This window comes from Mariniblastus fucicola (assembly GCF_008087665.1).
In the GTDB taxonomy this organism is placed as follows: Bacteria; Planctomycetota; Planctomycetia; order Pirellulales; family Pirellulaceae; genus Mariniblastus; species Mariniblastus fucicola.
Window position 1 is genome coordinate 120,847 of record NZ_CP042912.1, and the last position, 15,228, is coordinate 136,074.

The window sequence follows — 15,228 nt, forward strand, 5'->3', positions numbered from 1 at the left end:
CTCGTTTGCTCCAAAAACACATTTTCTCATTCCTGATTTGCCCAACCGGTACTGCGGTCTTGTGCCATTTTTTCCGGCATAGGTGCCTCTCGATTATGCAAATGAGGCGTTTCTGCCCTTGTCTAAAATTGTACGGCTGCTGAAATAGAGAGGTCACCACCACCTATCGACCTGACCATGCCGATCGACCCCAAATCTCGTTTTCAGAACGTGGACGATTCGCCGCTTGCTGGACTCATCGGAGAGTCCGTTGCGATGCGCGAAGTCTATCAACTGACACGCAAATTCGCGGCCAGCGGAGCCTCCGTTTTGCTGATGGGTGAAACCGGGACCGGGAAAGAGCTGATCGCGTCTTCGCTGCACGAACTTAGCGACCGAGCCAGCGGCCCATTCGTCCGAGTCAACTGCGGAGCTCTCACCGAGACGCTGCTCGACAGCGAGCTTTTCGGACACGTCAAAGGCTCCTTCACCGATGCGATCCGCGACCGGACTGGACGATTCGAAGCGGCTCACGGCGGCACGATTTTCCTGGACGAAATCAATTCCACGTCGCTAACGCTGCAGGTCAAACTTCTGCGGGTTCTACAGGAGCGAGAGTTTGAGCGAGTCGGCGATACGCGAACGATTCCCGTTGACGTGCGTGTGATTGCGGCGTCGAACCGGGACTTGAGCGAGTTGGTCGCAGAAGGCCTGTTTCGAGAAGACCTTTTTTGGCGGTTAAACGTATTGCCGATTCGATTGCCAGCGCTTCGCAGACGCGGTGCCGATGTCGAACTTTTGGTGACCCATTTTTTGAAAGTTTACTCCGAACTCAATCGCAAAGAGATTTCCAAAGTCGAACCTGCCGCGATGCAATCGTTGCTGGATTATGGATGGCCTGGCAACGTTCGCGAGTTGCAAAACTATATCGAGCGGGCTGTCGTGCTTTCGGAAGACAACGTGCTGGAAAAGAAGCTGCTTCCTGCGGCGGTCACCGGTAACACCGAAGCGGCTCGTACGGCTGTGTTTCGGCCGACTGATGACGAGTCACTGATTCGCGAGTTCGTCTACAACCATATCAGCAAGGCCGAAGATGAAGCCGAAGACCTTCACAAGCAAGTCGTGGACCCGGTTGAGAAAGAACTGCTGACTCAGGTGATGGAAAACTGCAACCAGACACAAACCAAAGCAGCTCAAGCACTGGGCATCAATCGAAACACGCTTTACAAGAAACTGGTCGAACACGGGTTGGCCAAACAGAACGGCAAGGCGTCTTCGTCAGCAACCCAGTCCTGAGTTTGCCTTGATCCGATTTTAAATCGACCGCTCAGTCGTAGCCTTTGTACGCTGTCATCGTTCCCGAATTTCTCTCAAAGCCACCAACATGAATTGGCTCGCGAAAATATCGATCACCTGTTTTGTAGCCAGCTATCTGGTCGTGCTCGCGATCGAATTGTTGCGAATCTACATGCCAAAGTCAGCGATCCGATCGACCATCAGAATCGGTTTTGCGGCGGCGGGCCTGTTTGCACACTCGGTCTATCTGGCCTATCACACGAACCTGAGTTTTGATCAGTCACTGTTGTGGTTTGGAGGCTGGTTCGGATGGTCTTTGGCGGGAGCATGGTTGCTGGCCGCTGCGTATTTGTGGCTGGTTTTTCAAAAGCCCAACTCGTCGATCGGGCTGTTTCTGTTGCCGGTCGTTCTGGGGCTGATTGGCTGGGGCACGTGGTTGGGGAGTGAGTCACTTTTCACGGCGGACCGCGAAAAAACAATTTGGAACATGGTCCACGGAATTTCGTTGCTGTTGGGCACAGCAGTCGTAGCATTGGGTTTTGTTTTCGGCATCATGTATCTCGTTCACGCACGGCGGCTGAAATCGAAAAGTCTTTCAGCGTCCGGCCAGTTTCGCCTGCCGTCGTTGGAATGGCTGCATCAGCAAACGGAACGATCGCTATTGGTTTCAGCGGTCTTTTTGGGGCTGGGGTTGCTATCAGGGATCGCCTTGAATCTGACAGAGACCCCAGAGGGGATTGTCATTCCGTGGCGTGATCCGGTGATTTGGTCTTCAGCAGCGCTCTTCGGATGGCTGACTTTTTCCTGTCTTGGCAGTCGCCTGTATCAGCCTGCTCGCAGCGGTCGAAAAGTCGCCTTGCTGGTACTGTTGAGCTTCCTGTTTTTGGTGATTGAACTGGGCATCGTCTGGTCGGTCGGTCACGGAACAGGAGTCAGTCCATGAACATGATGGTCATCGGCTGCTCGCACCATGTCGCCGACGCAGCCTTTCGAGAGCGAGTCTCGTTTGCTCCCGATCAGATTTCGGGCTTTCTGGATTCGTACTACTCCAAACATCCGCAAACCGAAGCCCTGTTGTTGTCGACTTGCAACCGCACCGAGTTGTACGTTCTGTCCGAACAGGCCGGGGCCGTTCCCTCCCGAAGCGAACTGATCGAACTGCTTTCGTCCCGGCACGGCATCACGGCGGAAGAGCTCGATTTGGCGTTGTACACGCATCGTGATACCGACGCCATTTCGCATCTGTTTTCGGTCAGCAGCAGTCTCGACAGCATGGTTGTTGGCGAGTCTCAAATCATCGCGCAGGTCAAACAGGCATATGAGGCGGCGATTGACGCGCGACCGAAAGCTCCGCTGATCCACCGTACTTTCGATGCGGCGATCCGCGTCGCCAAGCGTGTTTCGACGGAAACCAAAATTCACGAAAACAGAATCAGTGTTCCCAGCGTCGCGATCAATGTGCTGGCCAAACAGATTTTCGAACGGTTCGACAACAAGAAAGTTCTGGTGCTTGGTGCTGGAGAGATGGCGGAAGAAACGCTGACCTATCTCAAGGCCGCGGGCGCGAGCCAAATCACGATCGCCAACAGGACTCACGAGCGAGCCCTCGCGGTTGCCGAAAAGTTTGGTGGCCAAACCGCTCCCTGGTCCGACTTGCAGCAGCAACTTGCTCAAGCCGATCTGGTCGTCAGCACCACCGGAGCCAAGCAGCCGATCGTGGACGTCGACAGCTTCAAGCCCGTGATGAAGGCGCGGAATCAGAAAATGTTGTTCGTGCTGGATCTGGCGATTCCAAGAGATTTCGACGACCGCATCGGGCAGCAATTCGACAATGTGTACCTATATTCTCTGGATGATTTGCAGCGTGAGTGCGAGCGGAATATGGACTCGCGAAAAACTCAGTGGCCCAAGGCTCGCAAGATTGTTCAAGACGAAACAGAGTCGTTCTTTCGTGATACGCGTCGCCGCGCCAGCGGATCGACGATTGCTCAACTGAAGAAACAGGCGAACTCCATCAAGGATGACGAGTTCAAGCGTTTGATGAACCGGCTGGATTCTGTTTCGGATGGCGATCGCCAGCAAATCGAGAAAGCGTTTCATCGGTTGGTGAACAAAATTTTGCATCCGCCGCTGGAGTCTATTCAGAAGGAATCGAATACGGACGAAGCACAGCCCGAACCCGTTGGCTTGGTCGAAGCCATGAAGCGATTGTTTCAGCTGGACTAGGGTTGGCCGACAGGCAACGCAGGGACGTGGCCTACTATTCCGCTACGTGATTGCATCATGTACGTCGCCATGCCTATGCCACCTTCAGCCACTTTCCGATACAATCTCGGCCATGAAGGTGATCTCGCTGCAATCAGGAAGTAACGGCAATTGCTTTTACGTCGAAACGCCCACAACGCGGCTGCTGTTCGACGCAGGAATCAGTGCCCGGCAAGCACAGCTCAGACTTGCTCAACACGGTCGCGATATCAACGATGTCGATGCCTTGTTGATCTCGCATGACCACAGCGACCACGCCAAAGGAATGGGCGTCTTTCAGCGAAAGTTTGGCTTTCCGGTTTACCTGACGCGGCGAACGCTGGCCGCGTCGCAGCGATTTCTTGGTTCCCGATCAATGAACCGGGTCAGGTTTTTTGCCGCTGGCAGTACGATCGCTTTTCGGGACGTTGCCGTTCACACCATTCCGACGCCGCATGACAGCGCAGAAGGCGTGGCTTTCGTGGTCGAGCACGCGGGACAGCGAGTAGGAATTCTGACCGATTTGGGGCACGCTTTTGACGGACTTCGCGACGTTTTGCGATCGCTGGATGCAGTCATCATCGAAAGCAATTACGATGATGGGATGCTGGAGCACGGACGCTATCCGCAGCAACTGAAGAAACGGATTCGCGGCAACGGCGGGCATCTTTCCAACGAAGATGCTGCTCAGCTGTTGCGGAACACCGTCGACGAAACCAAAGACAATTTCCGATTGCAGTGGGCCTGTCTGTGTCATCTTTCGGAAGACAACAACACACCTGACGTTGCCCGCGAAACTCATCAGAAACTGCTTGGTGACCTCGTTGAGATTCACGTTGCTTCACGATACGACGTGAGCGATGTGATGGAAGTAAAATAGATGCGACTGTAGACCCTGGCAAACTTATTTAGAGTCAAACGAACCTTTAACCCAACTTCAAAATGAAACTTCTTCGATACGGAACGCCCGGCTCCGAAAAACCAGGCATGCTCGACGCTGACGGAAAAATCAGATCGCTGGAAAACGTGATTGATGACCTCGCCGGTGACGCACTCTCGGATGCCAGCCTGCAAAAGATCGCGTCCCTGGATCCAACTTCGCTTCCCGAAGTCGATGCCTCAACACGGATTGGACCGTGCGTCGCTGGCGTCGGAAAGTTCATGTGTATCGGCCTTAACTACAGCGACCACGCCGCAGAATCGGGTATGGAAGTTCCCAAAGAGCCAGTGCTTTTCATGAAAGCCACCAGCGCGATCTCTGGCCCGAACGACGACGTAGTGATTCCTCGCGGCTCGGAAAAATCGGATTGGGAAGTTGAGCTTGGCGTCGTGATCGGCAAGCACGCGAAATACGTTTCGGAGTCCGAAGCTCTCGACTATGTCGCTGGCTACTGCGTGGTCAACGATTTGTCAGAACGGGCATTTCAGATCGAGCGTAGCGGGCAATGGGTCAAAGGCAAAAGCTGCGACACGTTCGCGCCGCTGGGGCCATGGCTGGTTACTCGTGACGAAGTTGCCGATCCGCAAGATCTCGGATTGTGGCTTGAGCTCAACGGTGAGAAAGTCCAAAACGGATCAACGAAGACGATGGTCTTTGGTGTCGCTCACTTGATCAGCTATCTCAGCCAGTTCATGTCGCTGCATCCAGGCGATGTGATTTCGACCGGAACACCTCCCGGAGTTGGCTTGGGCATGGATCCACCACGATACCTCGTTCCTGGCGAAACGATGCGTTTGGGAATCGATGGCTTGGGCGTACAGCAACAGATTACCGTTGCCGATGTGTAGGGCTGCCGATCCAGACTTGATCAAACACTGGAAGATCATCGAAGAGAATTTGCTCAACGCTCGACGTTTGCTCCCCGACGAAGTGGCAACTGGCGAGCTGGGCGAATTCGCGATGTACATCGACCACAACGAACTCGAATTGGCGATGGACGAACTCGACCGGATTGGTCAGTGCCAAATTTGACCGGCAGAGTTTTGGCGAAATCTGGAACGTGCTGCGGAAACGATGGGGCTATCGAAACGTGCGCTGGAGATGCGTCAGCGATCGATCGATGTGAGTTAGTTCCGGTCCAGGCCAAGCGTGCTGATCTCAAGCCAATCGACTATTCCTGCGGCAGGTCTTTGCGGATATCCGCAAGCATGTCGCACAGGTTTTGAATCTCCGCGCCGCTCAGCCTCGCGGTGTGGACCATGTATTCCAGCATCGGCATTGGCTGTCCCTGGAATACGGTGTGCAAAAGCTGATCGCTGACCTGTTCGACGCATTCGGCTTCGGTGAAGCGAGATCGATAGAGGTAGCGATTTCCTTTACGCTGAAATTCCAGAATGTCTTTCTGAACCAGTCGATGCAGCAGCGTCTTGATCGTTCCAGCCGACCAGTCGGTTTTCTCGCGCAGCCGCTGATGGATTTGGCTGGACGTAACCGGCTCTGCCAGCCAAATTTCGTGCATCACGCGCCATTCCGCGTCGGAGATGTGAGGTTCTTCGATTGTCGCCATGCTATTCTCCAGGTAGGGCATATCGGCTAACAGATACAGATATCGCTGGGCGGCGTCAATTTGAATTTCTGCTGTCAATGAATCGCCAGAAGAGGTCGCCGGAGCGTTCAAACTTGCGTCGCGGATGAATCAGACGGAACGCGAGCGGCTATGGGGCGTAAATTTTCAGAGCCCATTTCAAAACTGATTCCGTGAGCTTGTAGTACCGCATTTAACCGGAAATCGCATGACTTCCGGCTGAAGCCGGTACGACGAAAACGCGTTTTGTAACTGCCTTTAGTCGTCAAGCGCAACGATTGAGTTGGCGATACGCCAATCCATCCAGTGGCTGTCCGGGTCGCGAATGGACTTGCCCAAAAACCCGAGATGACCGCCGTGCTTCGTTGAGACGAGATTGACGTACGTTGAAAAATCGAAATCCGAATAGATATCAAACGGAACGATTGGATCGTCCTCGCTGGTTAAAATGATCGTCGGCACGGTGATGTTTTTCAACTGAGGCCCGGAAGAGCAGACTTTGTAATATTCTCTGGCTCCGGAATAGCCCAGCACCGGAGCAACGAACTCGTCGTCGAACTGCAGCAGTCGGTCCGGCAGCGGATTGAGACCGTTGTCCTTGAGCCCTTTGACTTTTCTGCGTCGCAATGCCAGATGGCTTTTGAGCCGTCGCATAAAATAGAGCTCGTAGATGCGATTGCCGAACTGTCGCAGGTTCCATGAAGTTCGCTCCAGGTCGACCGGTGGCGAGACTGCGAAAATAGAGTCCACGTTTGGGTGCGGATGGTCTCCCCATTCACCGGCTGCCTTGAGCGCGATGTTTCCGCCGATCGAAAAACCGACGACGCTGATTTTCGAAAGCGGGCTGTGTCGGTGCACGCTATCGATGACGTCGTCCAAGTCCGGACTACAGCCGCCGTGCAAATGCGAGTGCGAAATTAGCGTCGAATCACCGAACCCTCGCATGTCCACCCGGATCGTACGAATTCCATGACGGGTAAGTTTGTCCGCACAGCGAACGACGTAGGGCGAACCGTGGCAGCCGACCAGCCCGTGCAGCAGGATCACGATTCGATCGCCCGTAATCCAGTCTTTGGGTTTGTCGTCATGCACGACCAGCCGATCACCATCGCGTAGATGGACAATGTGCTTGGTTGCTGAATAGACGACGCGCTTGCCACGTTTGAACAGCGGCAAAATCGTCTGCATGTGGCAATTGGCAAGCCACGTGTCTGGTCGAAATGGAGGAAACTCTGCGATCAACATGCCGAAATCATAATCCGGGATCGTCGTTGTGGCGAGACTGGAAATGACGCTTCGGCCTTCCAGGTCGCTGAACACGATAACTACGAGCAATCAAAATTCGGCGTTGAAAGTCGTCGCGACTTCCACCACATCGAACAGTTAGATAATTTCGCGGCCTTCGAGGAACTCGATCACTTTGGCGACGCAATCGGCTGCTGGGGTGTTTTCAGTATCCAGAACCAAGTCGGCGTTTTCAGGAGACTCGTATTCGAACAGCGACTCCTGAATCTCATCCGGACCACGTTGCTTGGCGGATTCGTTTCGCGTCGCACACAGTTCAGCCGGAGCCGACAGGTGAATCACGATGAAGTTCTCCGTGCCCACGACCTCGGCGGCCCGGCTGCGGTCAATCTCACGCGGCGACACCAAGGAGATCAAGCTGATCATTCCCGCGCGGTTCATCAAACGGCTGACTTCGGCCACGCGACGCATGTTTTCGCTGCGACCGTCGGTTGAGAAGTTAAGATCGCGGTTGAGACCCATGCGAACGTTCTGACCGTCGATCACGGAAGCACTGCGGCCAAGATCAAACAGGCTACGCTCGACACCATAAGCCGTCGTCGTCTTGCCGGCTCCCGGAAGTCCCGTGAACAGAATCGTGACAGGTTTCTGGCCGTAGCGAGCCGTTCGCTCTTCGGCGGTGACCTTACTGATCTCACGAGTCAACGTTTCGCTGGCCGGAGATTCATCCCACCACGCGCCCGTATTCTCGCTGGTGCGTTTGTCCAGAATCATCCCCGCAGCAACGGTGCCGTTGGTAATCCGGTCGATGACGATGAAAGCACCCGTCGATTTGTTGCTGCGATAGCGATCGAAAGCGATTTGCTGGCTCAGCTCGATGTTCACGCGGCCGATTTGGTTCAAGCCAAGCGACGGGGCCGGTTGGCTGTGCATCGTGTTGACGTCCACTTCGTATTGCAGCGTCTTGATCACGCCAGGCACGGTTTTGGTGGTTTGCTTGAACAGATACTGCTTGCCGGGAACCATCGCTTCGTCGGTCATCCAGACCATCATCGCGTCGAACTTCTGTTCGGTCTTTGGAAGGTTCTGTGGCTTGACGATCATGTCGCCGCGGCTGCAGTCGATTTCGTCTTCCATCGTCAACACGATCGACATCGGAACACAGGCTTCTTCCAGGTTGCCATCCTGTGTGACGATTTCCTTGATCTTGCTCTTCTTCCGGGAAGGCAATGTCATGATTTCGTCGCCGACTCGCACGATGCCCGATGCGATCGTTCCAGCAAAGCCACGGAAGTTAATGTCCGGGCGAATCACCAACTGTACGGGCATCCGGAAGTCAGTGAAGTTTCGGTCAGAGCCAATGTTCACGGTTTCCAGAAAATCCATCAACGTCGAACCGTTGTACCACGGAGTGTTTTCGCTGCGGTCGACGATGTTGTCACCAAGCAAAGCCGAGATAGGAATGAAGTGCAAATCCGGGATGTCGAGGCGATTGGAAAAGTCCAAATAGTCACGTTTGATTTCTTCGAATCGGTCTTCGCTATAGTCCACCAGGTCCATTTTGTTGACGGCGACCAAAACGTGCTTGATGCCCAACAGCGACGCGATAAAGCTGTGTCGTTTGGTCTGCTCCATCACGCCGTGATCGTCGCGCGCGTCAATTAGAATGATCGCGAGGTCCGCAGTCGACGCACCAGTCGCCATGTTTCGCGTGTACTGAATGTGGCCCGGCGTATCGGCGATAATGAACTTGCGTTTCGCGGTTGAAAAGAAACGATAGGCGACGTCGATCGTGATGCCCTGCTCGCGTTCTTCTTCCAGGCCGTCCATCAATTCTGCAAGGATCGCCGGATCGAAGCCGTCTTCTTTTTCGGCGCCGCTGGAGAGCTTGGACGTGTTTTTGATTTTGTCCAACTGATCTTCGTAGACCATCTTGGAATCGTAAAGCAGTCGCCCGATGAGCGTACTTTTACCGTCGTCGACGCTTCCGCACGTGAGAAAGCGCAACATCTCTTTCTTCTCGTGCTGGGCGAGATACTCGTTGATGTCTTTTTCGATTAAGTCAGATACGTTAGCCATGGCTTTGCAGTGTTCAGAGAGTTGTGTTCAGGTTTGAGAAGGAAATCGTGGCTGCGGCTTCCAACCGCAGTGCAGGACCGGGCTGTGTCGCCCAAATTTGTCGCCTAGAAGTAACCTTCTTCTTTTTTCTTCTGCATCGATCCGCCGCCATCGTCATCGTTATCGATCACGCGACCCTGGCGTTCCGAAGTCGTCGTCAGCAGCATCTCCTGAATGACGTCCGGCAATGTGACGGCGTCGGATTCAACCGCACCGGTTAACGGGTAGCAGCCCAATGTTCGGAACCGCACCATTTTCTCGACAGGCTTTTCGCCTTCCTTGAGCTTCAGCCGATCGTCGTCGACCATGATCAGAACACCGTTACGTTCGACGACAGGTCGCATCTCGGACAGGTACAGCGGAACGATTGGAATTTTCTCGAGGTGGATGTACTGCCACACGTCCAGTTCCGTCCAGTTCGAAATCGGGAACGCGCGAATGCTCTCGCCCGGCTTGATCTTCGAGTTATAAAGATTCCAAAGCTCAGGGCGTTGAAACTTTGGCGTCCAGCCATGATGCTCGTTGCGGAAAGAGAACACACGTTCCTTGGCGCGAGACTTTTCTTCGTCGCGACGTCCGCCACCAAAGGCAGCATCGAATTTGTATTTGTTCAGCGCTTGCTTGAGCCCCTGCGTCTTCATCACATCCGTGTGAGCCGGATCGAAGGGATCGAGGTTCATCGCCCTGCCCTCTTCGTTGACATGGCTGATGACTTCCAGGCCGAGTTCTTTCTTGGTGTACTCGTCACGAAACTTGTACATGTCCTGGAACTTCCAGGTCGTGTCGACGTGCATCAATGGGAACGGAGGCTTGGCCGGATAAAAAGCTTTCATCGCCAGGTGAACCATCACGGACGAATCTTTTCCGATCGAGTAAAGCATGACCGGGTTATTGAATTCGGCCGCAACCTCACGGATGATGTGGATGCTCTCGGCTTCAAGTTGCTTCAGGTGAGTCAGCTGGTAGGGACTGGACATATTTCGTGGTCGAACAGTTAATTGATAACGGCGGCGATGTCGCCAGGCTATTGCTAAGGGATCGGCAGATTTTGCTGCTAATGTGAACGAACCGACCAATATACTTGAGCCCCAGATTTCCGCATCGGCCTATTTTGAAACGCCTTCTTGGCTCGATATTTGCCCCTTTGACGCAGATTCCGTAATTTGAAACCCCACAAAGAGAACGTTGAAATGGAATTGTCCTCAACGGCTGACCAAATCGTCGAACAGGTCACCAAAAGCCGGGAATGGTTGCTGGGTCTGGGCGAGAGCATCGTTCGCCACAAACCCTCCGCGGATCGATGGTCGATCGCCGAAGTCGTGGGACATTTGGTCGATTCTGCCAGCAACAATCACCAGCGATTTATTCGCGCCCAAGAGCAGGAGTCGCTGACGTTTCCGAAGTACGATCAGAATTCATGGGCCACGAAAAATGCGTGGTCATCGGCGAATTGGGAGTCGTTGGTTGAGCTTTGGTTTCACTACAACCTTCAGTTGGCGCGAGTGATTCGGGCGATCCCATCCGAGAAGTATTCGATTCCATGCACGATCGGTGGGAACGAGCCATGTGCTCTCGAGTGGTTGGCGACAGACTATCTGGATCACCTGGTTCATCATCTGAAGAAGATCGAAGAACGCGTTGGGTAGCAGTGGAGTAAGTGGCGCGGTGGTCTCCACCGTGAACATGCGGCACATGGTGGAGACGCCGGGCTACTATGGATGCAGTCACAGGCTGGAAGCCTATGCCACCCTGGAACACGATGGAGACCACCGTGCCACGTTTTGTCGCGCTAATTCTCCATCAAGTCAAACGCTTCGATCACCTTCCGACGGTGCTTGGATCCGAAGACCAGGATCATCAACTGAGTCACGATCTGTCGTTCATCGCGCGACAGAAAGCTCTCTCCTCCGCCGACTTGTGCGATTCGAGTAAACGCATCCAGCGGTTTCTTCTGTCGACAGGTCACCGTGCTGACAATTCCGCGTTGCTGGTGGCGAAAGTCAGAAGCCAGTTTCTGGCAGTCGTTGACTTTGCTGGCATGCGGCGGAGCATCGCCGAAGACCAAAACAACCTTACGCGCCGAACGTCTCCACGAATTTTGACTGATCGCCCAAGCCAGTCCGGCGTCCACTGCTTCCGGGTCGTCCCCACCGCCAGCAGCCGAGATGTCGGAAAGGAACGTGACGACTTTGCCAAGCTTGTCGGTCAGCACCTGGCCTTTGACGATGAACTCGTCTCCGTTGTCGCGGTACGTGCAAACGCTAATTCGCGTACGAGGAATCAGTTTAAACAGCGTGTTGCCGATTCGCTCGATGCGATTCTTGACCTGATCGATCTCTTTTTGCATGCTGCCCGTTGAGTCGAATACGATGCAGATGTCGAGCCCGTCTTTCTTCAATCGCGAAACCATTTTGCCGAAGTCTTCTCGACCGCCGGCCATCACCGATTCCTGATTGAGCGATTCGATGTTGAACGAAAGTGATCCTCCGCTGACGGGGGCACCGATCGTCACGTCGAATTCTTCCATCGACAGCGGGCTTTCCGACAACGGCGAAAACAGGCCGCTTTCAAGAGAATCGGACTGGCTGTCGTCCAACGGGTTCTCGATTTCAACGTTCTGCAACTTTTCGGTCGGCGTCTGCACCAGCTGTTCACGCGAGAGTTGACTGATCAGGATTTGGTCGCCCTCCCCCATGTCGCCGGTGGAGAAATCTCCCCAGGGGATCAACGCCAGCGGGATCAGAGCCAGGATGTGGATCAGCAGAGCACTGAACATCGACAGCGCTGTTTCCATCCATCGGCTGGGAGGATCGAGTCTTCGTTCCTTTGCTCCAAACTGCAGCTTGGACTTGGGCAGCATCACGGTGCCCTTGCAGTGCGGACACTTTCCCCGCTTCCCCAGCTGATCAGCTGTGATCGAAAAGGACTCGCCGCAATGGATGCAATAAATGTTCACAGCTACATTATGGCATGTTTCAGAAATTTGTCGCTTCGTTTAACGGCAAGCCGCAGACGACGGTGCTTCTTCCGATCCAACACAGTCGCCTACGGCTTGCCGTTAAACGATGGAAATCAGGTTCGCGCAACAGCCCAAACTCAGCGATTTTGGTTCAGCGGACTTTCTCGCGAGCAGAAAACTCAGCCCACACCGGCATGTGCTCTGAAATCGCCATCGCATCGCGGAAACCAAGGTTATAGACCTTGAGAAAATCAATCACACCGCCATTGCCAGTGAACTCCAATGTCGCCATCTGATTGAAGACAAGATTATCGTACTGGGCATCGTTCATCGTGTTCGTAGCCTGATCCGAGACAACCCAAGTCATGCCGAACTTCGCTTGCGCGTTCTTCAACGCCCGATCACCAGATTTGAAGTCGCCCACAAAGATCACGTCGTCTTCGCCACGACCATCGCGCCGAATCGCATCGTAGAGGCTTCCGAGGTACGCAATCTCGTTGCCTGGATGTTTTCGGTCTAACTGAATGTTAGCGACGGTAAACGTAAACGCTTCGTTTGGGTGAGCCATGCGTGCACGGAACCAACCAACCAGCGGCTCTCGCACCAGCACGTTGTCCGGATCGGCAACCGTGTACGTGTGGCCCATTTCCAGATCCAGCGTCGAGGTGTTGTAAAGAAACGCGTATGTCGGTTCGTTGCGGGCAACACGAACATGATCGCTCGCGTGGCGATAGATCAGCTGACCGTTGGTTTGGCGAGCGATTTCCGCCGTCAGTTCATCCAACCATCCGGGCCGATGCCCGTCAACTTCCTGGAAAGCAATCAGGTCATGGCGAAGACAGATGTCGGCGATGACTCGCAGCGCCAGTTGCGGATTTGAATACTGCGTGGAACCCGAAAGCTTGAACGAGGCGATGCGAATCCTATCTGACAACGCCCGATTGCCAATGTTTGACGGCTGCTGATTTCCGTTGGGTCTCGAGACACTGTTTTTACTGCCGGCTTGTAGAAACGGCCCGGTTGACTGGCTGTCTTGATCCATGTTGTTCGGGTTGGCAGCGTTCGAACTCAGACGTTGACGCGCAAACGCGGTCAAGCCTCCGGCTTCCTGAATGCGATCCTGATTTAAAAGAATCCAGCTGCCGCCAACGACGACGAGTGCCAGAAAGATCGTTGCCCAGAATTTTTTCATGACCGTTGCCGAAAGGAGGGAGTTCCATCTCTCTTTTCGGCAGTTCGAAACCCAATTCCCGGCGAACTCCCGGTTGTGACGGTTTTGACTCTTCAGCAGCAGCCCGGTGTTACGATTGCGCAGATCATGTGCGTGACTCTCTCGATTTCACGCTGGCCAGCCATTTGATCGACCGGCTGATCAGTCTTCTGCGGAATCTTTTGCGGACTTCAGCTTCTCTCTGATCTGCTTAAGTCGCTGGGAGATCTGTTCTTCAAACCCGCGATCAACTGGCTGGTAGTATTCGCGATCAACGCCCAGATAATCCTGGGCCGAAACGCCGTCGTCTTCGTTGTGCGAATATTGATAGCCCACGGCATGTCCCAGTTGTTCGGCAGATCCAAAATGACTGTCGCGCAGATGACGCGGAACAGGAAGTACCCGGTTTTCGCGAACGTCTTTGCGAGCCATCGAAATCGCGGTCGTCGCAGAATTCGATTTCGGTGCAACAGCCAGATATGTCACCGTTTGTGAAAGCGTCAGTTGACATTCGGGAAGACCAATTTGCTCGCAGGCTTGAGAGCACGCGACCGCCAACGGCAATGCGTGCGGGTCCGCGTTGCCAATGTCTTCGCTGGCAAGGATGATCAATCGACGACAGATAAAGCGGATGTCTTCGCCGCCTTCAAGCATTCTTGCCAGCCAATAAAGTCCAGCGTCCGGATCGCTGCCACGTATGCTTTTGATCAAAGCGCTTGCACAGTCATAGTGCTCATCGCCAGTCGGATCATATTGTACGGCTCGCGTACCCATCGCGTCGACGATGTCCTGTCGCGACAATGAATTCGAGTCCGATGCGATCACTGCGGTTTCCAAAATTGAAAGCGACTTTCTCGCGTCTCCATCACAAATGTTGCAGAGAAAGTCCATCGCGTCGTCGTCAAGTTTCACATTTTGCTCGCCGAGTCCTCGTTCCTGATCGGCAATCGCCCTCTCAAGCAGGATGCGGATGTCATCTGGCGAAAGAGGCTCGAACTGAAAGATTTGACTTCGGCTAACGAGAGCTCCGTTGACGGCGAAAAATGGATTCGAGGTGGTTGCACCAATCAGCGTGACCACTCCGTCTTCGACGTCCGCCAACATTGCATCCTGCTGGGAACGATTGAAACGATGAATCTCGTCGATAAACAGCAACGTACCTCCCTGCCCTGTCGCGAGGTCATCGCGTGCCCGCGAGAGGACTTCTCGCAGATCCTTGACGCCGTGCAGAATGGCAGAGAGCTGGGCGAATTTCCGCTTCGTCGCCCGCGCCAGAATTCTGGCCAACGTTGTCTTCCCCGTTCCCGGAGGTCCAAAGAACAAAATTGAGCCAATTCGGTCTGCTTCCACCAGTTTTCTGAGCAGCTGTCCTTCTCCGATGAAGTGCTGTTGCCCGGAAAATTCTTCCAGCGTTTGAGGTCGCATTCTGGCAGCCAATGGCTTGGCCGCGTCCCGGTTGGCTCGTTCAGATTTTTCGAAGAGCGACATTGTTATCGTCGACCGATTTGTTAGATGCATAGAATGTGTTATACTTGGCACAGCGTGCCAGACGGAAATCGCGATGTGGACAAATTTATAGACAATGAATGTGTTCCATGCCGGTCAGAATCCCAAATTTTCCTTTTGAGCCTGGCAGGCCCTAATTAGAATCG

At 54.0% G+C, this 15,228-nt stretch carries 14 protein-coding genes; 7 read left to right on the forward strand and 7 right to left on the reverse strand.

Annotated elements, in window-relative coordinates; translation table 11 throughout:
* Window positions 1–177 precede the first annotated feature (177 nt).
* From MFFC18_RS00460 to MFFC18_RS24705, 6 genes are all read left to right on the forward strand, one after another.
* On the forward strand, window positions 178–1,275 hold the full coding sequence (locus tag MFFC18_RS00460) for a sigma-54 interaction domain-containing protein (protein ID WP_075085692.1): 1,098 nt from the start codon (window positions 178–180) through the stop codon (window positions 1,273–1,275).
* A gap of 88 nt (window positions 1,276–1,363) precedes the next feature.
* Complete coding sequence (locus MFFC18_RS00465) at window positions 1,364–2,218, forward strand: hypothetical protein (RefSeq protein WP_075085691.1); 855 nt, start codon at window positions 1,364–1,366, stop codon at window positions 2,216–2,218.
* Window positions 2,215–3,501 carry a glutamyl-tRNA reductase gene (gene hemA / locus MFFC18_RS00470; protein WP_075085690.1) on the forward strand — a complete coding sequence of 429 codons (1,287 nt, stop codon included), beginning with the start codon at window positions 2,215–2,217 and terminating at the stop codon, window positions 3,499–3,501. The genes MFFC18_RS00465 and hemA overlap by 4 nt, the downstream gene beginning before the upstream one ends.
* 112 nt (window positions 3,502–3,613) lie before the next feature.
* Window positions 3,614–4,399, forward strand: a complete 786-nt coding sequence (locus tag MFFC18_RS00475) for an MBL fold metallo-hydrolase (protein ID WP_075085689.1) — start codon at window positions 3,614–3,616, stop codon at window positions 4,397–4,399.
* A gap of 62 nt (window positions 4,400–4,461) precedes the next feature.
* Complete coding sequence (locus tag MFFC18_RS00480; protein WP_075085688.1) at window positions 4,462–5,307, forward strand: fumarylacetoacetate hydrolase family protein; 846 nt, start codon at window positions 4,462–4,464, stop codon at window positions 5,305–5,307.
* A gap of 16 nt (window positions 5,308–5,323) precedes the next feature.
* A complete protein-coding gene (locus tag MFFC18_RS24705; protein ID WP_157665207.1) occupies window positions 5,324–5,491 on the forward strand; it encodes a hypothetical protein in 168 nt (55 codons plus the stop codon).
* Between the two features lie 139 nt (window positions 5,492–5,630).
* On the opposite strand, the gene MFFC18_RS00485 is transcribed toward MFFC18_RS24705, so the two are convergent.
* The 4 genes from MFFC18_RS00485 to cysD form a co-directional block, all read right to left on the reverse strand.
* Entirely contained in the window at window positions 5,631–6,026 is a 396-nt protein-coding gene (locus tag MFFC18_RS00485) for a BlaI/MecI/CopY family transcriptional regulator (protein WP_075085878.1), read from the reverse strand.
* A 276-nt stretch (window positions 6,027–6,302) separates the two neighbouring features.
* Window positions 6,303–7,379 carry a YheT family hydrolase gene (locus tag MFFC18_RS00490; RefSeq protein ID WP_148618569.1) on the reverse strand — a complete coding sequence of 359 codons (1,077 nt, stop codon included), beginning with the start codon at window positions 7,377–7,379 and terminating at the stop codon, window positions 6,303–6,305.
* Window positions 7,380–7,427: 48 nt separating this feature from the next.
* Window positions 7,428–9,368, reverse strand: coding sequence for a sulfate adenylyltransferase subunit CysN (gene cysN / locus MFFC18_RS00495; RefSeq protein WP_075085685.1), 1,941 nt, complete (start codon window positions 9,366–9,368; stop codon window positions 7,428–7,430).
* Between the two features lie 104 nt (window positions 9,369–9,472).
* Window positions 9,473–10,384 carry a sulfate adenylyltransferase subunit CysD gene (gene cysD, locus MFFC18_RS00500; RefSeq protein ID WP_075085684.1) on the reverse strand — a complete coding sequence of 304 codons (912 nt, stop codon included), beginning with the start codon at window positions 10,382–10,384 and terminating at the stop codon, window positions 9,473–9,475.
* Window positions 10,385–10,597: 213 nt separating this feature from the next.
* Here cysD and MFFC18_RS00505 point away from each other — a divergent pair, with 213 nt between their 5' ends.
* Complete coding sequence (locus tag MFFC18_RS00505; RefSeq protein ID WP_075085683.1) at window positions 10,598–11,053, forward strand: DinB family protein; 456 nt, start codon at window positions 10,598–10,600, stop codon at window positions 11,051–11,053.
* 143 nt (window positions 11,054–11,196) lie between these two features.
* Here the strand turns inward: MFFC18_RS00505 and MFFC18_RS00510 are convergent, their stop codons facing one another.
* The 3 genes from MFFC18_RS00510 to MFFC18_RS00520 all read right to left on the reverse strand — a co-directional run bounded on the left by MFFC18_RS00510 (window position 11,197) and on the right by MFFC18_RS00520 (window position 15,064).
* Window positions 11,197–12,267 (reverse strand): vWA domain-containing protein, encoded by a 1,071-nt coding sequence (locus MFFC18_RS00510; protein WP_148618570.1) that lies wholly within the window; start codon window positions 12,265–12,267, stop codon window positions 11,197–11,199.
* 250 nt (window positions 12,268–12,517) lie between these two features.
* Entirely contained in the window at window positions 12,518–13,558 is a 1,041-nt protein-coding gene (locus MFFC18_RS00515) for an exonuclease/endonuclease/phosphatase family protein (protein ID WP_075085681.1), read from the reverse strand.
* 180 nt (window positions 13,559–13,738) lie between these two features.
* Window positions 13,739–15,064 (reverse strand): replication-associated recombination protein A, encoded by a 1,326-nt coding sequence (locus MFFC18_RS00520; protein ID WP_075085680.1) that lies wholly within the window; start codon window positions 15,062–15,064, stop codon window positions 13,739–13,741.
* Between the last annotated feature and the right edge of the window lie 164 nt (window positions 15,065–15,228).